The sequence below is a fragment of the Paraburkholderia sp. BL6669N2 genome (assembly GCF_003387275.1).
In the GTDB taxonomy this organism is placed as follows: Bacteria; Pseudomonadota; Gammaproteobacteria; order Burkholderiales; family Burkholderiaceae; genus Paraburkholderia.
The window spans coordinates 3,739,203-3,764,357 of sequence record NZ_QUNA01000002.1 but is presented as its reverse complement, the minus strand read 5'-3'; the positions used below and the strand labels follow the sequence as shown (position 1 = coordinate 3,764,357).

Sequence of the window (25,155 nt, the reverse complement as noted above, 5' to 3'; positions counted from 1 at the left end):
GGTGAAAAATCTTTCGTGATTGATGCGGTTTTTATCGACTGCGGCTTTTGCCGGCTTTCTTGCCGGCCTCATGCATCGTCCCGTAACTCGACGACGCTCGATCCCCGTGCAACGAGCCGTGCCCCAAGCTGTGCAAAGGTCGGCGCGGTGAACACGTCGGCGATTTCCAACGCATGGCCGGCGGCCCGCGCGGCATCGACGAAGCGAACCACATCGAACGAACTCGCGCCCGCTTCGAACAGGTCGTCGTGATGCGCGGGCGTGTTGCCTTCGAAGAGGTCGCTCCAGACGCGTTCGAGCGCCTGCGCGTGTTGCGATGCTTCGTCGTGAGATGTCGCGCTCGCCTGCGTGCCGGCCACAGCGCTAACGGACTCCAGTGCAAAGCGCGCGGCTGAAGCACCCAGTTGCTCATGCGGCGCATCGACGAACTGTTGCACCACGTCCAGATAGTCGGCGGTCAGTATCTCGACGAAGCGGCCGTCCACCAGCTCGTTCGCGTACGAGAAGGCGCCGGTCAAGCGCCCGTCGGTGTGCTCGACCACATCCAGTTCCAGTTCGAACACCACGCGGTGCCGCACGTCGTTGAAATCGTCGAGCGTAAGGCCGGCCCAGTCGCGTTCAGCTGTTCCCGCCGGGCGCAGGTAGTTGAACATCACCGAGAACAAAGGATTGGCCGCTTCGGTACGAGGAGCGCGCAACGCCGCGACCACGTCGGCGAACGGCGTGTCTGCGTGCGCATAAGCGGCGAGTGCGGCGTCACGGACTTCGGCGAGCAGCGTCGTGGGTGTGTCGGTTTTCGCGAGCCGCGTGCGCACGACGACCGCATTGACGAAGAGTCCGAGCGCGCGGCGTGCGGCCTCGCCGGTCAGTTCGCGCGTCGATGCGAGAACGCCGACCGGTTGATCGGTAGCGCCCGTCGCGCGATAGAAGGCCACGTTCAGCGCGGCATGCAGCAGCATGGGCAAGGTGGCGTGGACTTCGAGCGCCATCGAGCGGGCGCGGCGCACGAGCGCCGGGCTGAATTCGAACGCGAGACGGCCGCAACTCCAGGTGGGCGACACGGCACGGCCCGACGACGGCGACGGCAGCACCTGCGACGGTACGTCGGCCAATGCATCGCGCCAGAACGACAGACGCGCTCGCGGCGCGGCGACCGGCAATACCAGCTCTCGATTCTCAGCCGTTCCCAATAACGGAGCTCTCGGCGACGCGCCGCGCACGATCGCGACATATGTGGCGCGCACGTCATCGAGCCATAGATCGATCGATTGACCGTCCGACACGATGTGATGCACGACCAGCGACAACACATGCTCGCGCTCCGCGAGACGCAATAGGCGCACACGCCAGAGCGGCGCATTGTCGAGCAGATGGAATGGCGTCAGCGCGTCTTCATCGGTGAGCGCGACAGCGGCGCTCTCGCGGGCCGTGTCCGACCGATCGCCAGATAGATCGACAACGCGCAAATCGAACGGCACCGGCTCGGCCACACGTTGACCCGGCAACTGCCCATCGCGTTCAACCAGCCGCACACGCAGCGCCGGATGTCGCGCGGCCGCTTGAGCAAACGCTTCGCGCAGCGCATCGACATCGAGCGCGCCACGCAAACGCAGCGCGACAGGAATGTTGTACGCCGCGCTCTCCGGTTGCGAGCGCCACAGGAACCACAAGCTCAATTGCGCGGAAGAAAGCGGCAGAATGCCGTTCGCGTCCGCTATCGGTTGTGAATTCGAAGCGCCACTCGAAGCGTCATTGCCCGCATCGGCCAGCGCTTCGCTGCGTGCCGAAGCCAGCACCCGTTGTGCGTATTGCGCAAGCGTCGGTGCTTCGAAGAGCGTACGCACCGGCACATCACGCGCGAGGCGCTCGGCCACGCGCGTCGCCACACGGACCGCGGCCAGCGAATGCCCGCCGAGTTCGAAGAAATGATCGGCGCGGCCAACGCGCTCCACGCCCAGCACTTCGCGGAAAATCTGCGCAAGCGCGCTTTCGAGTCCCGCCGCAGGCGCCTGATATGCCCGCGCGACTCGCTGCGGCTCGGGCAATGCCGCGCGGTCCACCTTGCTGTTGGCATTGCGCGGCAACGCGTCGAGCACGACGATATGCGCAGGCACCATGTAATCCGGCAACGTGTGACGCAGATGCGCGTCGAGCTCCGCCGCATCCGCGCGCGTGCTGCGCTCACGCGCCTCGGCGCTCAATTCCACATACGCCACTAGCGCCGCTTGCGCGCCCTTGCCATGCACGATCGCCACGGCTTCACGCACATCGTCGTGCGCGGCGAGTTGCGCTTCGATCTCACCGAGTTCGATCCGCAAGCCGCGCAGCTTCACCTGATGATCGACGCGGCCGATAAAGTCGAACACGCCGTCCGCGCGCCGCTTGACGAGGTCGCCCGTACGATAGAGCCGTGCGCCCGGTGGACCGAACGGATCCGGCACGAAGCGCTCGGCCGTGAGCGCCGGCCGGTCGAGATAGCCGCGCGCGACACCCACGCCCTCGCCGCCCAGATACAACTCGCCGATCACGCCGACCGGCAGCGGATTCAAGCGTGCATCGAGCACGTGCGCCGAGCGCGCGCCGACCAGCGTGCCGATCGGCAAATAGGCGCTGTCCGCGAGCTTCGCGGTGTCGTCGGTTGGGTAGAACATCCACAGCATCGGTGTGATGACGGTTTCGGTCGGCCCGTATCCGTTGACGATGCGCGCGTTCGGAAACGCCCTGCGCATCAGCGCGAACGCTTCGCGCGAGGTGGCTTCACCGCCCACCGTCAGCGAACGCAAACTCGGCGGCGCACCGTGCGCGAGCGCCCATTCGGCGAGTTGGGTCGCGCAACCGGGCGGCACGTAGGTCATGGTCACGCCTTCGCACACCATCATCCGGCAGGTTTGCGCGGGCGGCCACAATGTGTCCGCGGTGATGGCCACGGCCGCGCCGGACATGTATTGCGAGAACCAGCCTTCATGCGCGCCGTCGAAATTGACCGACTGGAACAGCAGGAACACGTCACGCTCGCCCGCGCCGTAGCGCTCCGCGATCGCCGCGCAATGCAGCGCGAACGAACCGTGATCGACCACCACGCCCTTCGGCTTGCCCGTCGAACCGGACGTATAAATCACATACGCCGCCTGATGCGGCGACACGCGCGGCAACTCGACGTCCGCTGTCGAGGGCTCGTCAGCATGCGGTTCCTCGTCGATCAGCCACAATCGCAAACGGTCCGACGCCGGCAACGCAGCGAGACTCCCGCGTTCCGTGATGACGTGCGTGATCTGCGCATCGTCGAGAATCTGTGCAAGACGCTCACGCGGATGGCTCGGATCGAGCGGAACGAACGCGCCGCCCGATTTCAGCGCCGCGATCAGACCGACCAGCAGATCCACCGAGCGGCTCAGCGCAACGCCAACCCGCATCTCCGCACTCACGCCTGCCGCGACGAGGCGTTGCGCCAGGCGCGCGGCTCGCGCATCCACTTCACCGCGCGTGAGCGAGCGGTTCATATCCGCGACGCCACGCGCATCCGGCCGCGCTCTGGCGTGGTCGGCCACGCGCTGATGCACCGGTCTGAATACTGTTTCAGAAGGGAGCGCAGTGCTATTCCATGCATCGAGTTGCGCGCGTTCCGCTTCCGGCAGCCATTGCAGATCGCCAATCGCGGTGGCGGATGCCGCCGTCGCATTCGACAGCAACTCAATGAATCGCGCGGCGAGGCGCTCTATCGCATCGGCGTCGAACAGATCGAGCGCGTAGATGAAGTACGCATCGATCGAACCGTCGTTCCGTTCCTCGAAGCTCAGCGTCAAATCGAACTTGGCGAACGGCGCACCGGAGGGCAACTCCGTCATGCGCACTTCCGCGAGCGACGGCAGACGGCGCCGCGCGCCATATGCGGCCATCACCTGAAACAGCGGATGATGACTCGCGCTGCGCACCACGCCAAGCGCTTCGACCACCTGTTCGAACGGCACGTCCTGATGCGACTGAGCGTCGATCAGCACTTGCTGTGTTGCGTCGACCAACGCGGCGAACGGCTGCGTCGCGGGAACCGGCGTGGCAAGCGTAAGCGTGTTCACGAAGAAGCCGACGAGACCGGCCACTTCGCCACGCTCGCGATTGGCCGCGGGCACGCCGATCTGAATCTGCGTTTCACCCGACGAGCGCGCGAGCAACGCACTCAATGCCGCCAGCAGTACGGCGAACGGCGTCGCGCGCTGCGCATTGGCCAATGTCTTCACTTGCTGCACGAGCGCGACATCGAGAACGAAACGATGCCGCGCGCCACGTGCGCTGCGCTGCGCCGGACGCGGCGCGGCGCCCGGCAACATCAGCACGTCACGGTTCGCATCCAGCCGTTCGCACCAGAACGACAACTGTCGTTCGCGTTCGCCCGCGTCGAGCCAGCGGCGCTGCCACAACGCGAAGTCGGCGTACTGGATCGGCAACGGCGCGAGCGACACCGCCTCGCTCTTCGCATACGCGCGATAGAACGATGCCAGCTCCGCCAATATCACATCCGAAGACCAGCCGTCGGAGACGATGTGATGTGTCGTCAACGCGAGCCAATGTGTATTCGCATCGAGACGGATCAGGTGCGCGCGCATCGCCGGACCGAGCGATAGATCGAATGACTTCGCTTCATCGGTTCTTGCGATGTCGGCGGCACGCGCCTCGCGCTGATCCGCGGGCCACGCGCTCACATCGCTCGCGTGCCACGGGCAGCGCGAGGGCGCATGCACCGTCTGCAACACGCCGTCGCCGCTTTCGGCGAAAGTCGTACGCAGCGCTTCGTGACGCGCGATCAACGCATCGCACGAAAGACGCAGCGCGTTGGCGTCGAGCGCGCCGTCGAGTCGCAGCCGTTCGGGGACGTGATACGCGGCCGGTTCGTCGATCATTCGCGCATGCAGCCACAGACGCGTTTGCGCGAACGAAGCCGGCACGCTCGCGGTGCGCTCGGCGCGCGGCGGAATCGGCAGCACGCGAAAGTCGATACCGGCGGCGTCGAGCTTCGTGAGAAAGGCCTTGCGCTGCGCATCCGGCAACAGCGCGAAGCGTGACGCGAGGGACAGCAGATCCGGTTTGGCAGTGGTCATGCTAAGTGGTCTCAGTATGGGCCGACGTGTTGGCTCATTGCAATTCGAATTCGTCGAGGAGCGCATCGATCGCGCTCGCGGTATCGCCTGCGCCGTGCGCGTCGCGCTCGGCGAGCGCGCGGTCGATCGCGGCGGCGCAGCGTTGCAAGGTGCGTTCGTCGAACAGGGTGCGTAGCGGCAGGATCAGCGTCCAGTGCAGATTCGCCTGCGCGTTGGCTTGCGTCGCGAGCAGCGAGTGGCCGCCCAGCGCGAAGAAGTCGTCGTCGCGGGCAATCGTGTCGACGCGCAGCACGCGCTTCCAGATCTCGGCAAGTTCACGCTCCGTCTCCGTGGCGGCCACGCAGACGGCGTTTTCTGAGGCGGTGCCGCGCACAGGAGCCGGCAATGCGGGACGGTCGCATTTGCCGTTCGGTGTGACCGGCAGCGCATCCATCGCGATCAGATACGAAGGCACCATGTACGACGGCAGTCGCGCACGCAAATCGTCGAGCAGCGCCTGCGTATCGAGTGCGTTGTCCGCGCCGCACGCCACGTAGCCGATCAATTGCTCGTCACGCACGATCACCACGGCATCGTGCACGCCCGGCGTCGCGCGCAGCAGCGCTTCGATTTCGCCGGGCTCGATCCGCTGGCCGCGCAATTTCACCTGCGTATCCATGCGGCCGAGATAGTCGAGCGCGCCATCCGCGCGGCGACGCGCCTGGTCGCCGGTTCGATAGAGCCGCGCGCCGTGCGAGAACGGATCGGGAACGAAGCGCTCCGCCGTCAACGCAGCGCGGCCGAGGTAGCCGCGCGCCAGTCCCACGCCGCCCAGGTACAGTTCGCCGATCGCGCCTTGCGGCAGCGGTTGCAACGCCGCGTCCAGCACGTGCAATTGCAGGTTGGCAATCGGGTGGCCGATCGGCACGCACGCCGCGTCCGCATCGCGCGCCTCGCACGTCCAATGCGAAACGTCGATGGCGGCTTCCGTCGGGCCATAGAGGTTATAGAGCCGCGCGTGCGGCAATTGTTTGGCGACCCGCGCCACCAGTTCCGGCGCGAGCGCTTCGCCGCTGGCGACGATTCGCTCGATGCTCGCGCAGCGCGCCGCCGCATGAAAGTCTTCCAGATGAGCGGCAAAGGCCGCGAGCATCGACGGCACGAAATGCAGCGTCGTGACGCGATGTGTTTCGATCGCCGCGACGAGGCGCGCCGGATCGCGATGGTCGCCGGGCGCCGCGATGGCGAGCTTCGCGCCGACGGCGAGCGGCCACACGAACTCCCATACCGACACGTCGAAACCGAACGGCGTCTTGTGCAACACGACGTCGTTGGCATCGAGGCGATACGCGTCCTGCATCCATGCAATGCGGTTCGCCAGCGCGCGATGCGTATTGCCCGCGCCCTTGGGCTTGCCTGTGGAACCGGACGTGTAGATCAGGTAGGCAAGTTGATCGGACGCGACTGGCACGGGAGCGCTGAGCGTGAAGTCGGCGCCGCGCAGCGTGTCGACGGTGAGGATCTTCACGCCGTTATCGCCCACCGCTGCCATGACAGCTTCCAGCAGATGCGGTTGCGTCAGCACGACAGCGGGCTTCGCGTCGTCGAGCAGATAGGCGATGCGGTCCGCCGGATAGTCCGGATCGATTGGCAGATACGCGGCGCCCGCTTTGAGCACGCCGATCAGCGCCACGACCATCTCGAACGAACGCTCGACGCACAGCGCCACCGCCGTGTCCGCACGCACGCCGGCTTCGACGAGCGAGGCGGCGACGCGATCGGCGCTCGCATCGAGTTCGCCGTAGGTCATCTGCTGCGCGCGCCCTTGCGCGTCGACATATTCAAGCGCAATCGCGTCGGCCAGCGCCAATGCCTTCTGTTCGAACTGGCGATGCAGCGCCTGCTGTTGTGTGTCCGGCCACACTTGCGCGGTCGAGTTGAAACGCGCCAGCGCGGCCAGATCGTCGGCGGTGGAAATCGAAATCGTGCCGAGCGGCGCGTCCGGATTGGCGATCAGGCCCGCAAGGCACGCGGCAAATGCGCGATGCAACGCGGCAACACGCGTTTCGTCGAGTAGCGCGGCGTCATAACCGTAGTCGATCGTGAGCGTCGCGCCCGCTTCGATCACCAGCGTGAGCGCGAAGTCGGTCGCTTCGATATTGCGCAATTCACGCAGTTTGAGCGCGCGCTCGTCGCGTCCTTGCCATGCTTCATCCACGGGATAGTTTTCGAACACGACCAGTGTGTCGAACAGCGCGCCGCCACCCTGTCCCGCCCATTGCTGGATTTCGTAAAGCGGCGTATGCGCATGCTCCGCGGCTGCGGCGTTGTCGCGCTGCAAATCGTGCAGCCACGCCGATGCCCGGCGTTGCGGCAACGGTGCCGTAATCACCGGCAGCGTGGTGATGAAAAGCCCCAGCACGGTATCGACGTCCGGCAACGCGTCTGGACGACCGGCGACGGTCGCGCCGAACGCGACGGCCGTGTGATGCGTCATCCGTTGCAGCGCGAGTGCCCACGCGCCTTGCACCATCGTGTTGACCGTGACCTTCAGACGGCGCGCGGTGTCGGTGAGACGCGCCGTGGTCGCCGCGTCGATCGTTTCACGCCGAGTGAGATTCTGCGGTTCGCGGCCGCCCGCAGACTCGCGCTCGGCAACCCGCGTCGGTTCGTCGAGCAATGCGAGACGTTGCAGCCAGAAGGCGCGCTCGCTGTCGGCGTCGCGTGCGGCCAGCCACGCGATGAAGTCGCGATAGCGCGTTTTCGCGGGCGCCGCGAACGGTTGCGGACGCGGCGGTCCGATATAGTCGCGCAGCACGTCGGCGAAGAAACGCGCCGTGCTCCAGCCGTCGAGCAGCAAATGGTGACGTGTCCAGACGAGGCGCCAGGCGTCGTCCGTCATGCGGACCAGCGCGACACGCATCAGCGGCGGCGACGTCAGATCGAAACCGCGCGCACGGTCGGCGCTGAGCCAGCTTTCGAATGCATCATGCGCTTGCGCACCGCGCTCGCGCCAATCAAGAATCCCCACCGGCATACGCGCCTGACGATGGACGATCTGCATCGGCGTCGCTTCGTCCGGCGTGAAGCTGGTGCGCAGAATGTCGTGGCGCGGCACGGCGGCTTCGAATGCAGCGCGCAGACGCACCACGTCCGGCTCGATCAAGGTCGCGACCAGTTGGTTCACATAGGTGGATTGCTCGGGCGCGAACAGCGAGTGGAACAGAATGCCGTGCTGCATCGGCGAAAGTGGATAGATATCGTCGACGCTGCGCAAGTCGAGCGGCACGCGCTCCAGCGCGGCCTGCGTCAAGCCGCCCGCGCGTGCGAGCGGATAGTCGCCGGGCGTCGCGCCGCCGCCGCGTTGCGCGAGACGCGCCGCGCATGCCGCTGTCAATGCCGCGAGCGCGCTTTCAAAGCGCTGCGCGATGGCTTCCACGGTAGCGCGCTCGAATTGCGTTGCACCGTAGACCCAATGGATTTTGAGCGTGCGCGTGGCGTCGCCGTCGATATAGGCGTGAATCGCCAACGCGTTGCCGATCGGTCCCGCCGGATCGCGTTCGCAGCCCGCGCCGCCGAAACGCGGCACGAGCGCCGCCTCGCGCGGCGCGTCGAACTGGCCGAGATAGTTGAAGGTCACATGCGGACGCGGCACGGCGGCAAGCGTCGCGCGCGTGGCCGGGTCGCCGTAGTGGCGCAGCACGCCGAAACCGAGACCTTTGTTCGGCACCGCGCGCAGCGTGTCCTTGACCGCGCAGAGCGTGGCGGCAGGCGTGCTTTCAAGCGTGAACTGCACCGGATAGTGACTCGTGAGCCAGCCCGGTGTGCGACTCACATCGACATCGTCGAACAAAGCCTCGCGGCCGTGGCCTTCAAGTTCGATACGGCACACGGGCATGTCGAGCGACTGCGCCAGCGCCGCGATCAGCAACTCGATCATCTGCGTGCGGTATGCGGCATTCGCTTCCGTCAATGCGGCGCGTGTCAGATCGGCGCCGATAGTCTGGATCACGGATTGCGCGTCGGCGTTGGTCGCCCTCGCTTGCGGACGGTCGAGCGGCAGATCGTCGTAGGGCGCGGCGAGCGCGGCCCAATACGGCAGTTCGGCGGCAAACGGCGAGTGAGTCATGTCGAGCGCTGCACGTGCGAGCCGTGCCGCCCATTCCTGCGCACTCGTCCCCGTCGACGCGAGACGCACGCTGCGACGCTCGCAAGCGGCGCGATAGGCGGCATCCAGGTCGTCGAGCAACACACGCCACGTTACGCCGTCCACGATGATGTGGTGGATCGCCAGATAGAGCTTAGTCGTGCCGTCTGGCAGCAGCGCGGCCAGCGCGCAGACGAGCGGACCACGCGTCAGATCGAGCGTGCTTTGCAAGGCGTCGAATTGGGCTAACGCGTCGGCTTCGTCGCATGCGGAACTCGCGGCAAGCGGCAGTGTTACGAATGCGCGCTCGGCGAGTTCGAGACGCCATTCGCCTTGGGTGCCGACAGGCGTGAAACGCTGACGGAAAATTTCATGATGCGTCAGCAGCGTTTCGAACGCGCGCGCGAAAGCGTCGAAGTCGAACGGTGCTTGCGTGTCGAGTTCGATGGACTGGTTCCAGTGACCACGCCGCGGAATATCCAGCGCGAAGAAACGCAGTTGCGCGGGCGTGAGCGTAGCGGAGAGCTCGCCTTTGGCGGGTGCGGCCTTTGACGTCGACACAGCCGGCGCAGCCTGCGCGGTGACATCCACTGTCGTTGCGACACGTGCGAGTTGCGCTAATGTTGGCGCGTCGAACAGTTGTTTCGGTGTGAAGCGCACACCGCGCTTGCGCGAACGGGCGATCACCTGCAACACCAGAATTGAATCGCCGCCCAACTCGAAGAAGTTGTCGTCGCGGCCCACGCGCTGGGCTTTGAGTACATCCTTCCACACTGCGGCGAGCGCTTCTTCCGTTGCGTTTTGCGGCGCATCGCCCGCGGCCACCGACGGCGCCGGTGCAGCCGCCAGGGCCCGCAATGCCGCACGATCCACCTTGCCGTTCGCGGTTACTGGCAGTGCGGCGACATGCTGCAACACGGCCGGCACCATGTAGTCCGGCAAGCGCGCGCTCAACGCCGCGCGCAATGCGGCTTCGTCGAAACGGGCACCACTCGTCAAGGCGACGAATGATGCCAGACGCAAACGCCCTTCATGCTCCACGGCAAGCGTTTCAGCCTGAGCGATGCCGTCGAGCGCGCGTAGGGCCGCACTGACTTCGCCAGGCTCGACGCGGTAGCCGCGAATCTTGACCTGATCGTCGAGGCGGCCCAGAAAATCCAGCCGGCGATCGGCGCGCAACCTTACGCGATCACCCGTTCGATAGAGACGCTCGCCCGGCGCGAACGGATTCGGCACGAAGCGCTCAGCGGTCGCCGCGGCGCGATTCAGATAGCCGCGCGCCAAACCCGGTCCGCCGAGATACAACTCGCCGATCGCGCCCGGCGGTACGTTCGCGCCCTGACCGTCGAACACGCAAGCGTAAGCGTTCGGCAGCGGCAGACCAAGCGGCACCGCTTGTGCGTTGCGCGCGCTCAGCGCACGCAACCCGGTTTGCGCGGGCGCGGACGTGTCGTACGTCAATGCGCCTACCGTCGCTTCGGTCGGGCCATAATGATTGATCACGCGGCAGGCCGGCTTCAGTGCCGCGATCCGCTCCACCAGCGACCACGGCAGCGTTTCGCCGCCCGTCACCAGCGCATGCGCGGGCAGCACGTCGGCCGGATGCTGCGCGTCGAGCAGCGCATGCAGGTGGCTCGGCACGATCTTGAGAATGCCGACATGGCGCGTGCGCATTTCGTGGGCGAATCGATCGGGATCGAATGCGCATTGCGCGGGCAATAGATGCAGCGTGCGGCCCGAACAGAGCGCGCCGAATAGCGTCGTATGGCCGAGGTCGGCGGCGACGGTGGAGACCATTGCCATGGAGGCGTCGGCGGCGAATGCGAGTTCGTCGAGCATGCTTTCGACATAGTCGGCCAGTGCGCCATGTGAGATGACGACACCTTTCGGCGTGCCCGTCGAGCCGGAGGTGAAGATCAGGTAGGCGGCCTGGTTCGTTAGCGGTGACGTGTGCGCGATCGTGTCGTCCACGCTTGCTGGCGATGAAGCTTGGGTGAGCGTATCGAAGTCGAGCGCGGTCGCTGCGCCTACTGACGTCTCAGCTTGCGTTTGAGCCGCTGTGAGAATCCATTGCGCGCCGCACGCCTCGACGGAAGCGGTCAGACGCTCATGCGGCGCGGCAGGATCTAGCGGCACGACGTAAGCACCGGACTTCATCACGCCGATCAGCGCAACCGCAAAGCGCACCGACCGCTCGATACAGACGGCCACCGGCTGCTCCACGCCGACCCCACGTTGCCGCAAAGCAGATGCGATACGGTCGGACGCCGCATCGACTTCGGCGTACGTGAGTTGCGTCTCGGCATCCACAAGCGCCACGCGATCCGGCGTTTCACGTGCATGCCGCGCGAATAACGCAATCACGTTGTCAGCCGCCGGCTGGAATTCACGGCCACGCCGCGTGGCGCGATATTCAGCGCCATCCGCGCAATCCAGTTCGGCAATCGCGCGCTGCGGATCACGCACGGCGTCGGCGACGAGCGCGGCATAGCTGTGCAGCCACGCGCGGGCGGTCGCTTCCTCGATGCCGTCGAGCGCATAGGCGACGACCAGCTCGATGCCGCGCGGATCGTCCGTGAAATCGAGTGCGTAGTCGAAGCGGGCGGCGAGATCCAGACCCGGCGACATGCGCACGGAAGCGCCCGGCAATTCAGCCGACAGTTCCAGATCGAACTGCTGCGCGAACTTCACCGTGAGCCACGCGTCGCCGCGCCGCACCGGCGGCTTGACGGCGTCGAGCACCTGATCGAACGGCACATCCTGATGCGCGAACGCGTCGAACGCGGAACGGCGCACGCTGTCGAGCAGCGCGGCGAACGATCGATCCGGCGCGACACGCGCGCGCAGCGCAAGCGTGTTGAGGAAAAGACCCACCAACGGCGCGGTCTCCGCGCGTTGCCGATGCGCGATCGGCGCGGCCACGACTATATCGCTCGTGCCGGTCAATCGGTAAAGCCAGGCGTCGAAGGCGGCGAGCAGCACAGTGAATGGCGATGCCTGCGCGCGTCGCGCCGTTTCGCGCACGGCCTCGGAAAGCGCGACGGGCAAACGCAGCGCGACACGGCCACCGCGATAGTCGTGTTCCGGCGAGCGTGGCCGGTCGAGCGGCAAGGCTAGCGTTTCGGGTGCATCGCGCAATGCGTCGCGCCAGTACGCTAGTTGCCGTTCGCCTTCGCCGGCTGCGAGCCAGTCGCGTTGCCATTGCGCGTAGTCGGCGTATTGGACAGGCAACGCGGGCAATTGCGGCTCGCTTCCCGTTGCGAACGCCGCGTAGGCGGCTCGCAGTTCGTCGAAAGCGCAGCGTGAACTCCAGCCGTCGCTGATCGAATGATGCGTGGTCAGCAGGAAGCGCTGTGTGTTGTCGGTGAGCGTGACCAGCGCGGCTCGCACGAGTGGACCTTCAGACAGATCGAAAGCCGCGCCGACTTGCTGTTCGGTCAACGCCACCAATCGCGACGTGCGCTCGGCCTCGTCGCAGGCACGCAAATCGATTTGCGCGACCGGCACCGGCAAGCGTGCATGAATGCGCTGCACGACGATACCGTCGTCGGACTCCACCAGCGTGGTTCGCCACGCCTGATGACGCGCGATCAGACAATCGAGCGCGCGCTGCAGCGTGCCGATCTCCAGCACACCCTGCACGTCCCATTGCACGGCGACGTGATATGCCGCGCCGGCGTCCTGCGTTTGTGCGAGCACCCAGAAGCGCTGCTGCGCGAACGATGCGGCACGGTCGACGAACGGCGCGTCGTTGGTCGGCACCACGGTGATGGCGTGCGAACCCACCGAGGTTTCAGTCTCGCTGTGGTCTATCAAACGCGCCAGTGCTTCGAGCGGTTGATCGTCGAACAACGCGTCGAGCCGCAGATTCACGCGCCATTCGATACGGATCGCCGCCTGCAATTGCATCGCCGCGAGGGAATCGCCGCCGCGTGCGAAGAAGCGGTCGCCGCAACCGATCGGCGCCGGGTCGCTCAGCAAGGTTTGCCAAAGCGCGGCGAGTCGCATTTCCGTGGCGGTTCGAGGCGCGACGTGATTCACATCGACAACGGCCGGCATCGTGGCAATGAAGTCACGCAATGCCGCGCGATCGAGCTTGCCGTTCAACGTGTACGGCAGGCGCTCGAAGCGCACCAAACGATGCGGCATCCACGCCTGCGGCAGATGCGCGGCGAGATGCGCTTGCAGCGCGGCATCGTCGAGTTCGTCTTGCAGCACGACGCAGGCGATCAGTTGCGTTCGGCCGCCAGCCGTCTCGGCGAGCACACCCGCATCGGCCACTGCCGGATGCGTCAGCAGACAAGCCGCGATTTCCCCCGGTTCGACGCGCACGCCGCGCACCTGAACCTGATCGTCGATGCGGCCGAGATAATCGAACGAGCCGTCCATTCGTTCACGGGCGAGGTCGCCGGTGCGGTAAATGCGCTCGCCCGGTTCGCCGCTCGCGTCCGGCAGAAAACGTTCAGCGGTGAGTGCCGCGCGACCATGGTAGCCACGCGCGAGACACACGCCGCCCAGCAACAACTCACCGCTTTCACCCCGTTGCGCCGAGCCGTCGATGCGCGCCACGCGCCGCCCAATCGGCCAACCGATCGGCAGCGACGCAAAGCCATTGCCATCTTCGAGTGCCGGTGTCACGCCGGGATCGACGGGCCACAGCATCGGCGAAATCACCGCTTCGGTCGGCCCGTAGCCGTTGACCAGACGCACCGCAGGGAAGACGCGGCGAATCTCGTCGAAACTGTCTTGTGACATTGCCTCGCCACCGAACAGCAGCGTGCGCAACGAAGGCGGCACGCCGAGACGCTCGCAAACGTTCGCGAACTCGCGCACATAAGCGGGCGGCAGTGTCGTATTGGTGATGCCTTCGCGCAGCATGAACGCATGCGTGGTTTCCGGCGCGAACGGCGGCGGATCGCTGATCACCACGCTGCCGCCGACGACTAGCGGTACTAACCATGCCTCGATGGAAACGTCGAAATTGACCGATGCGAAATGCAGCACGCGGTCATTTGCACCGATCGGCAACGAGTCGGCCAGCGCTTCGCCGTGCGCGGCGAGCGGTCCGTGTTCGACAGCCACGGCTTTCGGCGTGCCCGTCGAACCCGATGTATAGATCATGTAGGCCGCCGCGCGCGGATGCACCGGCGCTTCTTCTTCATTGCCATCGAAACGCGGTGCCGCCGCATCTGTCGCAGCAGCGCTTGCGACGTCGAAGCATTGCGCGAAGCGCGCGCGCATCGCCGCATCGGCGGAACCGTCGACGATACCGTGCATCAGCCCCGCGTCCCGCGCAACCCAATCGAGGCGTGCCGCCGGATGACGCGGATCCAGCGCGACGAATACGCCGCCCGCCTTCAATACAGCGAGCAACGCGACGAACAGATCGCACGACCGCGCGACGCAAACGCCCACGCGCACTTCAGTCGTCACACCCGCCGCGCGCAGTTGCGCGGCAAGGCGCGCCGCGCGACTATCCAGTTCGCCGCGCGTCAGCCGCACGGTATGCGGCGTAAAGGACGCCAGCGCGGGCGCATCGGGATCGATGCGCGCCAGCGCGCGGATCTGGTGGTGCAACGCAATCGGGAAGCTCGTCATGGGCATGAAATCCGTTAGAACTGACCGTATAGGCCAAGTCGCAGGCCGCAATGGGCCGCTTCATTGGTGTGACGATCCGCAATCGCAAATCTTTACCGCCTGTGCTGTTTTTATTTGGACTGCATCTTTTTGATGTGGCAGATGAACGCGCGCGGTAAATGTTTGCTTCGCCCATTCGTCTATCAGGCGAGGGGCGTGTCTTTGCGCCCCGCTGGATGGCCGCACGCCCGCATGCGCCGCCCTTCACCGATCCATTGCGACCCACTGCGACACATTGCCGATGACCGCTGCCAACGAGCGCTACGACGCGCCACCCTCGTCTGCTTCACCCCCCTCCCACTCCGCGGGCAAGCCCGCCATGCGCCTGATCGTGGCGCTGCTCAAACGCTCTCGCGGTGCCTTCGCGATTGCGCTGACCGCCTGCGTGCTGAATGGCGTCGCGAGCGTGCTGCTCGTGGCGACCTTGAGCCGCGCACTGTCGCAAGCAGGCGCCGCCGATATGTCGCTCGCCATGCGTTTCGCGGTGTGCGCGGTCGTCGCGCTCGTCACGCGCGTGATCACGGGCGTGCTGTTCGCACGCCTCTCGCAGGACACGATGGCGCAATTGCGTGAGCACGTCGCGCGGCGCGTCGCCGAGGCCGAGTTGCGCGATGTCGAACGGATCGGCGCGGCGCCCGTGCAATCCGTGCTGACCGACGACGCCACCAACGTGTCGATGCTGTTCTTCGCGCTGCCGAATCTGGTGATGCACGGCTCGATCGTGTTCGGCTGCCTCGGTTATCTGGCGTGGCTGTCGTGGCCGGTTTGTCTGCTCGCGGTCGCCGCGATCCTGGTCGGCTCGTTCGGCTATCACGCCGGCGACAAGCGCGCGATTGCCTCGCTCGAAGCCGCGGGCCGCTCGCAGGACAAGCTGTTCGGCTATCTCGGCGCGCTCTTCACCGGCGCGAAGGAACTCAAGCTGCATCAGGCGCGTTCGCGTCAATTCGTGGACGGCCAACTCGGCTCGGCCATCGACGAAGTGCGAGATCACCGGCGTCGCGCATTCAGCGCGTATGCGGTCGGGGTCGGCTGGATCGTGTTCCTGTTTTATGTGTTCCTGGGCGTCGCGGCATTCTGGCCGGCACTTGGCGTGCACGCCGATGCACCGTCGGCATCGGGCTACGTGGTGGTGTTCCTGTTCATGCTGCTGCCGCTGGACGGCCTGCTCAACAACGTGCCGACTTTGAATGCGGCGCGCGTTTCGCTCGATCGCATCGAAAAAGTGATGGGCGAATTCGGCGCGCTGCGCACCTCGCCACCGCCCGACGAAAATGCTTCGCACGCACCGTATCGCACGCTCACGCTCAGCAACGTCACGCACTCGTACTTTCATGAGCGCGACGAGCGGATGTTCCGGGTCGGGCCGGTCAATCTGACCTTCAGGCCGGGTGAGTTGGTGTTCATCGTCGGTGGCAACGGCAGCGGCAAGACGACGCTCGCGAAAGTGCTGACCGGTCTCTACGAACCCGAAGACGGCACGATCGAACTGGACGGCAAGCGGGTCGGCTTTGCTGAGCGCGCCGCGTATCGTCAGCGCTTTACGGCTGTGTTCAACGATTTCCATCTGTTCGACGCGCTGCTTGGCATCGTCGATCCGAACGATGCCTCACGCGCGCAGGCGGATGCCCGCGCCAACGCCCTGGTCGCGAAGCTCGCGCTCGATCACAAGGTGCAGGTCGTGAACGGCGCGTTCTCCACGCGGGCGCTCTCCACCGGTCAGCGCAAACGCCTTGCGCTGGTGGTCGCGTATCTGGAAGACCGGCCGTTCTATCTGTTCGACGAATGGGCCGCCGATCAGGACCCGCAGTTCAAAGCGGTGTTCTACGAGCAACTACTGCCGGAGTTGCGTTCGCGCGGCAAGACCGTGCTGGTGATCAGCCACGACGACCGCTACTTCCATCTCGCGGACCGTGTGTTGAAGCTGGAGAACGGCAGTATCGTCAGCGAGACGCATGGTTCGGCACAAGCGGTGCAAAACCCGGCGGTGGCCAACGGTACGATGGGGTGATGATCTGAAGGATGGCTCGTTGGGCGCTGGTGGTCTGGCGCCCAGCGGGCTTACGCATCTCGCGTAACGAATAGGGACGCATCGCCCGCCTTCGCGGCTTGCTCCACGCATTTTTTATATCTTCATTGCATTGGCCTGTCGAATCCTTGCGCATTCGATCGTCGTAGTGTTGAAGTCACCGAATGCATGTCTTCCGACGAAACAGGTGACCGACCTTTCTGACAGGAGAAACAAAATGCGCGTGATGGTCATGGTCAAGGCAACCCCCGAATCCGAAACGGGTCAACTGCCCAGCAAGGAAGATTTCGCGGCGATGGGCCGATTCAACGATGAACTGGTCAAGGCCGGTATCCTCGTCGATTGCGACGGTCTGAAGCCCAGTTCGAAGGGCGTGCGGGTGAAGTTTTCCGGCAAGGACCGAAGCGTTGTCGACGGTCCGTTCGCCGAAACCAAGGAGTTAGTCGCCGGCTTCTGGATCTGGCAAGTGCAGTCCATGGAAGAAGCAATCGAATGGGTGCGCCGCTGCCCGAACCCGATGCCGAGCGACTCGGAAATCGAAATTCGTCCCTTCTACGAGGCTGCTGACTTCGGAGATGCGTTCACGCCCGAACTTCAGGAAAGCGAGGCGCGGCTGCGACAACAGATCGAATCCAACCAAGGTAAACAGCGCCGTTGATGATTCGTGTCTGAGCAGATTGGATTGCGGACCGACTACCGGATGGAGTCGCAGGACCGTGTTGGAGGCTAGCTGGATTCCTACGCCTGGCCTCTGCACGAACCGGCTCTTCGTCGAATTAGTGCTCCTGCTTCCTGACAGCCGGCGCCGGCAACGACAGCAACGTATCTGTCATCGTGTCGGCGAGCCGCAGCGCCGACATCGGTCCACCAAAACCCCAGATATTCCGCTCGACAAGCCCGACGCGTCCCGCGCTGCGAGCCGGCACGAAACGCCAGATCGGCGAATCGAGTTTGGTGGCGAGCGGGACATCCGTTTCAGTCGCACTGACGAACAGCACGGTCAGCTTCGGCTTCTTCAACAGATCTTCCGAACTCACGTACGCGGTGCCTTCGCGCGTCGCCTCAGCGGGCCACAAATTGAGCCCGAGCGCATGCGCGACACCCGCTGCCGTGCTGTTGCCGGTGAACGCCCAGTAGCGATCGGGCAAGCCCAGTTCCTGCAACCACGCTACCTGTTCGCCGCTACGGCCCGCTTCGGCGAGGCGCTGCGCGTCGCGGGCGAATCCTGCATCGACCTTGGCTTCGACGGCGCGCGCCGCCTCCTCGCGTCCCGTCAGACAGCCGATGGTGCGCAGAATCTTGCGGCCCCAATCGAGTTGCGTGACGCGCGAGCCGTCTTCGGTGAAGTTCGGACCGTATTTGAACAGCACGGTCGGCGCAATGCGTTCTAACGCCGCAAAAATCGGCGCATGGCGCAATCCGACGCCAAGGATCAGATCGGGCTTGACCGCCGCAATCGCCTCGAGACTCGGCTCCTGACGCGTGCCGATATCGGGCACCGACGCAAGACGCGCATTGTCGTATCCGATCCACACCGGGTAATACTCGGGATCGGCCATGCCGACCGGCGTGATACCGACGGCTGCCAGGTCTTCGGCGAACATGAATTCGAGGACGACGATGCGCTTCGGCTGTGCAGGCAACGAAGGGCTGGCTTGCGAGACGATCGGGTTGTCGGCGAGCGGCTTGCAGGTTTGCTGCTGCGCTTGTGCTGTGTTTGGGTAAGTCGGGCTGCTTGTGCCTGCAGTGGCCGCTGCGCCGCTACTACCTTGTGCAAATGCATACGCGTTGGAAAACAGCGTGGCCGCCATTACCGCATGCGTGCAAAGCTGCCTGAAACGCCGAGCTTTCTTCTCGCGGCGCGACCTTGGCATCGAGGGCGTCGTTAGCTTAATCACCGTCAATGCGAAGCGGCCTGCAATGCGATTTCCGCATCGCTCATCATCAATAGCAGGGGGCAGCGTCCACACAATTGCGTCTCTCCAGGAATTTCATAACGTACGCAGCACACGCGTCGTGCGCTGAACGGATTCGGCAGACTCGCGGCGCGCGGTTTTGCCGGGCGCACGGGCAGACGCAGCGGATTGGTCTCGCCATCGGCAGCGATCGGACCGAAGAGCCACGCGATGTCGCCCGTCAGATCGAATTGCGGCGCGCATTGTTCGAACAGGTAGTCCAGCAGATTGCCGGCGTTGCTCCACAACACGCGCGGCGCGATTTTTGTCATTGCGCACAGCGTCTCGATCACCGAATCCAGATGATCGACCAGCGGCGCAAAACGGCGTGCCGGATCGCACTCAACCGGCTGCAATGCGTCGGGCGCGAAATACGCTGCGATGGGAAGGCCATCCCGCAACACGACATGCGTTTTATCCGGCGACATCGCAAGCGGCCGGCGCAGCAACGCTGCCGCAACGAATCCGGCCGTCGCCGCAAAACCGAAGTAGTACTTGGTCCATTGCGACAACAACGCACGTGCATGCGTTTCGCGCTCGCCGCCGTAGAGCGTGACCATTGCATCGAGCAATTCGGCGCGATGCCCGGCCAACTCGCTGACGCGAATCACGCTCAGCGACGCGGTTGCGTCGCCGGCGAGTGCGGCTTCCTCGATCGCGTTCGGCGTGCCGAGCCACACGTGCTCGAGATAATGCGCGATCGACTCCGGCGCGAATTGCGCGAAGCACTGCGCGCGCTGATCGTCGTCGCGTTGCCGCATCACCGTTTGCCCCGCTTCTCGCGCCGAGCCTCCACGATCAGCAGCGCAAGCAGATAAGGGGCGCCGATCAGCGCAGTCAGCACGCCGGCGGGAATTTCGCGCGGCGCCAGCAGCGTACGCGCCGCGATATCGGCTACGACCAGCACCAGCGCCCCGCACGCCGCCGCGAGCCACAAGCGCGTGCGATGAGCCCGCGCGCCGAGCATCGATGCCAGATGCGGCGCCATCAAGCCGATAAAGCCCACCGGTCCCACCGCGGCCACGGCGGCGCACGTGGCAAGCATCGCCACGGTCAGCACCAGCGGACGCAACACGCCGATCGGCAAGCCCAGCGAGGCGGCCTGGTCGTCGCCCAAGGCAAGCAGATCGAGCGGCCGCGCGAGCAGTGCGAACACCGGCGCGGCCAGCACGCACCACGGCAGCAACGTCGTCACTTCGCCCCAACTGCGCCCGTACGTGCCGCCCACCAGCCACACGACGAAGCGCGCGGGCTGCACGCTTTGCTGCGTGATGAGCCATTGCGAGAGCGTCGTCCACAGCGTGCCGATGACGATGCCCGTCAGCGCGACCGCGAGCGGCGCATAGCGATGCCGGCGATTCAGCAGCAGCGTCAGGGCCAGCGTGATGCCGCCACCCGCGAGCGAAGCGGCGGCCAGCGTCGAATGGGCGGCAAGCGGCCACATCACGAGCGCGGCGAGCGTCGCGAGGCCCGCACCCTGTGTCACGCCTAGAACCTCCGGTCCGGCAAGCGGATTGCGCACGATGCTTTGCATCAACACCCCGCTCGCGGCGAGCAGCGCGCCCGCGAGCAATGCGCAGATGAGGCGCGGCAAGCGCAGGTCGAGCAACATCCGCGCGAGTTCGTCGCGGTGATCGAACGCGGCGAGCCAGCGCTGCACACCGATCGTCGTGGGACCGAACGATGCGCCCGCACAGACGAGCACGACGCCGAGCAGCACCAATACGCATGCTGTCAGCGGCCACGGCCACGCATCGATCGCGCGCACGAAGCGTGTGCCCGCTCGCGCGACCGCGCGCTCCTGACCAGCGTGCAACGCGCCCGACCACGCGGCGCCGCTGCGGATCATCGCGAGCATCAACGGGCTGCCGACGAAGGCAATCGCCACACCGGTCGAAAGCGTCGCGTCGAGATCGAGCGCCTGGACGGCGCTATCGGTGACGAGCACCAGTGCGCCGCCGACCAGCGCGGACAAGGGCACGAGCGCCGCCAGCCGCGACGCTTTCGCGCCACGCATTTGACGCAGCAGGTTCGGCGCGATCAGGCCGACATACGAAAGCGGCCCCGCAACGCTGACCGCGACGCTCGCGAAGCCCACCGCGACAATCATCGCCGCGAGACGAGTGGCATCCACGCGAACGCCGGCTGCCGCTGCGGCGTCGTCACCCAAGGCGAGCGGGTCGAGTGGACGAATCACGAAGGGCAACGCGATCAGCGGCAGCACGAGCCAGGACGCGGCGATCTTGAGCCCCGCCGCGCCGGGTTGATAAAGACTGCCGCTCGCCCACAACGACACGCCGACGATGCTCTGCTCGAAGAACGCGAGAATCAGCGTGGTCAACGCGGAGAACAGCAGCATGCAGACGCTGCCGGCGAGCACGAGCCGCAACGGCGTGGCGCGCCAGCCGCCTGCCGCCGCGGCCACGCACGCGGCCGCGCCGAGACCACACACGAACAGCAGCGGCACGGACGCCACGCCCGCGAGCGACGGCACCAGCATCGCGGCAAGCAAGCCGAGTTGCGCACCGCCGGTGATGCCGAGCAGATCCGGCGAAGCCAAAGGATTGCGCGTGAGCGATTGAAACAAAGTGCCGGCCACCGCGAGGCAGCCGCCCGCCACGAGGGCCGCCAGAATGCGCGGCACGTTCAGGTCGAACAGCAGAATGCCGGCAAGTTGCGCGGCATCGCTGCCCGCGGGCGCGGCCAGCCATGTGCGGAAACCGGGCGCAAGCCGCATCACCGCCACGATGACGATCAACGCGACGAGTGCTGCGCCGATTGTCGTGACGCGGCTTTTGACAGGCGCGCGATAGCTGTCCATCGCCGGCGTGCTATGGCGCAGGCGTTTGCGTGCGGCAAGCGTCGTCATGCGGCGACGTCCTTGCTCATCGCTTCCTCACGGAGGGAAGCGGCGTCCGCGTGGTTGTCCATGAAGTCGCCTTCATAGGCCGGTACGCACATCGGCGCGCCCGTTTGCGGGTGCGCGATCTTGAGCATCGGCACGCCGAAGGTCTCGTTCAAGTGACGCGGGTCGAGCATTGCATCAGGTGAGCCTTGTGCGACGATACGGCCGGCGCGCATCAACACGATTTCGTCGCTATAGGCCGCCGCCTGATTCAGGTCGTGAAGCACCCACACGATCGTCAAGCCGCGCTCGCGATTCAGGCGCCGCAATTCACGCAGAATATCCAGTTGATGATGGATGTCGAGATACGTGGTCGGTTCGTCGAGCAGCACGATCGGCGCCTGTTGCGCGAGCGCCATTGCGACCCACGCGCGTTGCCGTTCGCCGCCCGAGAGTGCGGAAACGTCGCGTGCGGCGTCGTCGGCGAGACCGCTGGTCACGAGCGCTTCGTCGATCGCCGCGTGGTCGGCGCGCGAGAGTCCGCGCAGCCAGCCGCCGTGCGCGTAGCGGCCATACGCGACCAACTCGCGCACGGTGAGGCCGAAGGGGATCTGATTGAACTGCGCGAGCATGGTGAGCGTGCGCGCCAACACGCGGCGCCGATGCGAAGCGAGCGGCACACCGTTCACATCGACGCTGCCGGACAGTGCCGGTTGCAAGCCGGCAAGCGTGCGCAGCAGCGTGCTTTTGCCGCAGCCGTTCGGTCCGCACAACGCCGTGACGCGGCCGGCCGCGATGTTCAGATTCAGACCGTGGAGCACGACGTGATCGCGGTAGCCGACCGTCAGCGAATGCGCCGCAAGCGCCGCGCCCTGCGATTTCGTCATTGCGCGGCCGTCCGCTTTTCGCCTTCGGCTTCGCTGTAGCTTCGCGCCATCGCGACCACGACTTTGCGCGGGCCTTCGAACGGATCGCGTGCGTGTGCGGTCAGCATGTTGTCGAGCATCAGCACGTCGCCGGTTAGCCACGGGAACACGATCCGTTGCTGATCGAGCACGCCGCGAATTTCCGCGAGCGCGTCGGCTTCGAGCGGTTCGCCGTCGCCGTAATAGACGTTGCGCGGTACGTTGTCGAGGCCGACCGAATCGATCAACGCCTCCTGCATGTCTTCGTCGAGCGACGAAAGATGGAACAGATTCGCCTGATTGAACCAGACACGCTCGCCGGTGCGCGGATGGCGCGCCACCGCCTGGCAGCGCTCGCGCGTTCGCAGCAGCAGTTCGCCGTCTTCGCTGTCGCGCCATTCACATTCGATGCCGCGTGCGCGGCAAATCTGCTCGACGGTGCGCGGGTCGTCCGAACCGAACGCCTGCTCCCACGGCAGATCGAGCCCTTGCCCGAAGTTGCGTACGTAGAGCAGTTCACGCTTCGCAAAGCGCTCGACCAGCGCCGGATCGAGCGCGCGATAGACCGCACGGCTATCGGCGATCGGCGTTGCGCCACCGCTGCGCGCGGCGAGCGCGCACTGGAACCAGATACGCAGCGGCCATTCGCGCGTGTACGACTGCTCGTTATGCAAAGGAATCGAGCGATGCGGCGGATATTCCGTCGAGGTATAGACCGCGCCTTTCACCTGGCTGCGCGGCGTCGAAGCGAACTCATAACCGATCAGCGGATGCCCGAACGAACCCGCGAAACTTTGAAACGCGTCGATCGAGGCCACGCGAAAACCCGTGAACAGCACGCCGCCCGCGCGCTCGAGCGTGTCGTCTACGATCGAACGTAGAAGCGGCGCCGCTTCCTCCAAAGACATCTCGGCGCCCGCGCGCGGCGAGACGACAGTCGGCAAGCCCGGCTCGATCGATAAATCGGCGAGCGTGGGCAGCGGCATGGAAAGCATGGTCATACTCTGAATCCTTTTGCTGAAGCGGCGCGGTTGGGACACAGCCGATCCGCTCAATGGCACTGCGCGTGCTTTAGGCCGTCGCGTTCTTCAGGCCGTTGCGTCCATGTGTCTGCGCAAGCTGGCTGGACGCATGTCGGTCCACACGGCCTCGATGTGCGCGAGGCATTCGGCCTTCTGGCCGCGCACGCCCACTTCGCGCCAGCCGGCCGGCACGTCGCGGAAGGTCGGCCAGATCGAGTACTGCTCTTCGTCGTTGATGACGACGGTGTAGACGAGGTCGTCCGCCTCGCCGGCTGCGGCGCTGGAAGTCTGCTGTGCTTGCGTCATGATGAAAGGCTCAGTCGATGAAAGGTCAGGAAACGCCCGGACCGCCCACTGGCATGTCCCGGCATTGCGACGCGGGCATTCGCTCACGCGCCGCTTCTAATCAGTTGACGTTTGATGCGCGCGCTTTTTTACCGCCGGCGCGCGCGGCCGCTGCAGAACGCGGGGCCGGCCACGCCGCGATTGCAGGCGTCGAGGCAATCGGCGCAATGCTTCTCGGCGTCGCGCACCATGAAATGCACCAGCGTCTGCGAGACGTCGAGGGCGCGCGCGGTGTTTTGCAGCGTTTCCTCGCGCAGGCGCACCATTTCGAAGGCGGCGCGGCTGCGCGGCGGCAATTGCTCCAGCGCGTTGTAGACGTGCCGCAGCGTGTCGCGCACGAGCAGCGCCGCCTCCGGCGAAGGTTCCGGCGATGGCACGTGCAGGCCGTCGTCTTCGTCGGCGTGATAGGTGTTTTCGAGGCTCTGGCGGCGGAAGGCGTCGATCGACGCATTGCGCACCATGCGCGTGACGTAGGCGACCGGCTGACGCACGGCGTCCTGATCGGGAAAGTCGACCAGTTTGATGAAGACGTCGTGCACCACATCTTCCGCGAGACTCGCGCAACCCACGAAGCCGCGCGCCAGATTGACGAGCATCGGCCGGTTGTCGATCAGCACGTCGAGCAGCGTGCCCTTCTTCCAATCGACCGCACGCGCGTGATTGCGCGGGCGCCGCGAAACCGGTGGACAGGCGCCTGCGGCGTTGAGAACCGATATCGGCATCGCTGTTGAAGGCTCTCGCCGGACGAGCACCTCAGCCATAGATTCGCTCCGCTGTCTCAAAGGATGGAGCGCCAATCTAACGTAAACGCGAATCATTCTCAATCAAGATTTAGAATAACCTTACAATTTCCAATAGCTTTGTCTGATGCATTCCAGATGCATAACGGTCATCGGCCGTTTGACGGCTCGGCTAGCGGGCGTGAAATTATGTAGGCATCCGTATCATTGGCGACGAAGCGCGCGGATCGAGACACCCGCGCGACAGCGGAAACACGTGCCCTGGTCCCCAGCCATCGCGTCGGGCTCTCTTGCGCTCCCACGCCTGGCACGCTCCGCATGCATCGAAGTCTTCGCGACGGAACGCTACACATTTCCCCGCAGCGTCGACGCACTGGAGCAAGGCGATCCGAATCTGGTACAACTGATGTCTGCGCCCATGAAGGACGGCGCCGTCGTGGCCTCGACCCCGCGACAGCAAG

General features: G+C 65.4%; 11 protein-coding genes. 2 read left to right on the top strand and 9 right to left on the bottom strand.

The features are described from left to right. Positions 1–68 precede the first annotated feature (68 nt). Positions 69–5,093, bottom strand: coding sequence for a non-ribosomal peptide synthetase (locus B0G80_RS39415; RefSeq protein WP_116122998.1), 5,025 nt, complete (start codon positions 5,091–5,093; stop codon positions 69–71). Positions 5,094–5,127: 34 nt separating this feature from the next. Beyond that, entirely contained in the window at positions 5,128–14,817 is a 9,690-nt protein-coding gene (locus tag B0G80_RS39410; protein WP_116122997.1) for a non-ribosomal peptide synthetase, read from the bottom strand. A 280-nt stretch (positions 14,818–15,097) separates the two neighbouring features. On the opposite strand from B0G80_RS39410, the gene B0G80_RS39405 reads away from it, so the two are divergent. After that, positions 15,098–16,864 (top strand): cyclic peptide export ABC transporter, encoded by a 1,767-nt coding sequence (locus B0G80_RS39405; RefSeq protein WP_116122996.1) that lies wholly within the window; start codon positions 15,098–15,100, stop codon positions 16,862–16,864. 235 nt (positions 16,865–17,099) lie between these two features. Next, the gene (locus tag B0G80_RS39400; protein WP_116122995.1) at positions 17,100–17,540 is read left to right on the top strand and encodes a YciI family protein; all 441 of its coding nucleotides are present in this window, start codon (positions 17,100–17,102) and stop codon (positions 17,538–17,540) included. A 118-nt stretch (positions 17,541–17,658) separates the two neighbouring features. On the opposite strand, the gene B0G80_RS39395 is transcribed toward B0G80_RS39400, so the two are convergent. The 7 genes from B0G80_RS39395 to B0G80_RS39365 form a co-directional block, all read right to left on the bottom strand. Next, positions 17,659–18,756, bottom strand: a complete 1,098-nt coding sequence (locus tag B0G80_RS39395) for an ABC transporter substrate-binding protein (RefSeq protein ID WP_116122994.1) — start codon at positions 18,754–18,756, stop codon at positions 17,659–17,661. Positions 18,757–18,782: 26 nt separating this feature from the next. Continuing rightward, positions 18,783–19,598, bottom strand: coding sequence for a siderophore-iron reductase FhuF (gene fhuF / locus B0G80_RS39390; RefSeq protein ID WP_116122993.1), 816 nt, complete (start codon positions 19,596–19,598; stop codon positions 18,783–18,785). Next, positions 19,598–21,706 carry a Fe(3+)-hydroxamate ABC transporter permease FhuB gene (gene fhuB / locus B0G80_RS39385; protein ID WP_116122992.1) on the bottom strand — a complete coding sequence of 703 codons (2,109 nt, stop codon included), beginning with the start codon at positions 21,704–21,706 and terminating at the stop codon, positions 19,598–19,600. The genes fhuF and fhuB overlap by 1 nt, the downstream gene beginning before the upstream one ends. Next, positions 21,703–22,569, bottom strand: a complete 867-nt coding sequence (locus B0G80_RS39380; protein ID WP_116122991.1) for an ABC transporter ATP-binding protein — start codon at positions 22,567–22,569, stop codon at positions 21,703–21,705. Before B0G80_RS39380 ends, fhuB begins: the two co-directional genes overlap by 4 nt. Beyond that, positions 22,566–23,588 (bottom strand): TauD/TfdA family dioxygenase, encoded by a 1,023-nt coding sequence (locus B0G80_RS39375; RefSeq protein ID WP_116122990.1) that lies wholly within the window; start codon positions 23,586–23,588, stop codon positions 22,566–22,568. The genes B0G80_RS39380 and B0G80_RS39375 overlap by 4 nt, the downstream gene beginning before the upstream one ends. 87 nt (positions 23,589–23,675) lie before the next feature. Continuing rightward, positions 23,676–23,915, bottom strand: a complete 240-nt coding sequence (locus B0G80_RS39370) for an MbtH family NRPS accessory protein (RefSeq protein ID WP_106278652.1) — start codon at positions 23,913–23,915, stop codon at positions 23,676–23,678. A 128-nt stretch (positions 23,916–24,043) separates the two neighbouring features. Then, positions 24,044–24,715 carry an RNA polymerase factor sigma-70 gene (locus B0G80_RS39365; RefSeq protein WP_116122989.1) on the bottom strand — a complete coding sequence of 224 codons (672 nt, stop codon included), beginning with the start codon at positions 24,713–24,715 and terminating at the stop codon, positions 24,044–24,046. Between the last annotated feature and the right edge of the window lie 440 nt (positions 24,716–25,155).

What these genes read in the sequence shown, in the direction of transcription:
- B0G80_RS39415 (WP_116122998.1), bottom strand. Translation starts at nt 5,093, where the DNA reads ATGACCACTGCCAAACCGGATCTGCTGTCCCTCGCGTCACGCTTCGCG.
- B0G80_RS39410 (WP_116122997.1), bottom strand. Translation starts at nt 14,817, where the DNA reads ATGACGAGCTTCCCGATTGCGTTGCACCACCAGATCCGCGCGCTGGCG.
- B0G80_RS39405 (WP_116122996.1), top strand. Translation starts at nt 15,098, where the DNA reads ATGACCGCTGCCAACGAGCGCTACGACGCGCCACCCTCGTCTGCTTCA.
- B0G80_RS39400 (WP_116122995.1), top strand. Translation starts at nt 17,100, where the DNA reads ATGCGCGTGATGGTCATGGTCAAGGCAACCCCCGAATCCGAAACGGGT.
- B0G80_RS39395 (WP_116122994.1), bottom strand. Translation starts at nt 18,756, where the DNA reads ATGCCAAGGTCGCGCCGCGAGAAGAAAGCTCGGCGTTTCAGGCAGCTT.
- fhuF (WP_116122993.1), bottom strand. Translation starts at nt 19,598, where the DNA reads ATGCGGCAACGCGACGACGATCAGCGCGCGCAGTGCTTCGCGCAATTC.
- fhuB (WP_116122992.1), bottom strand. Translation starts at nt 21,706, where the DNA reads ATGACGACGCTTGCCGCACGCAAACGCCTGCGCCATAGCACGCCGGCG.
- B0G80_RS39380 (WP_116122991.1), bottom strand. Translation starts at nt 22,569, where the DNA reads ATGACGAAATCGCAGGGCGCGGCGCTTGCGGCGCATTCGCTGACGGTC.
- B0G80_RS39375 (WP_116122990.1), bottom strand. Translation starts at nt 23,588, where the DNA reads ATGACCATGCTTTCCATGCCGCTGCCCACGCTCGCCGATTTATCGATC.
- B0G80_RS39370 (WP_106278652.1), bottom strand. Translation starts at nt 23,915, where the DNA reads ATGACGCAAGCACAGCAGACTTCCAGCGCCGCAGCCGGCGAGGCGGAC.
- B0G80_RS39365 (WP_116122989.1), bottom strand. Translation starts at nt 24,715, where the DNA reads ATGGCTGAGGTGCTCGTCCGGCGAGAGCCTTCAACAGCGATGCCGATA.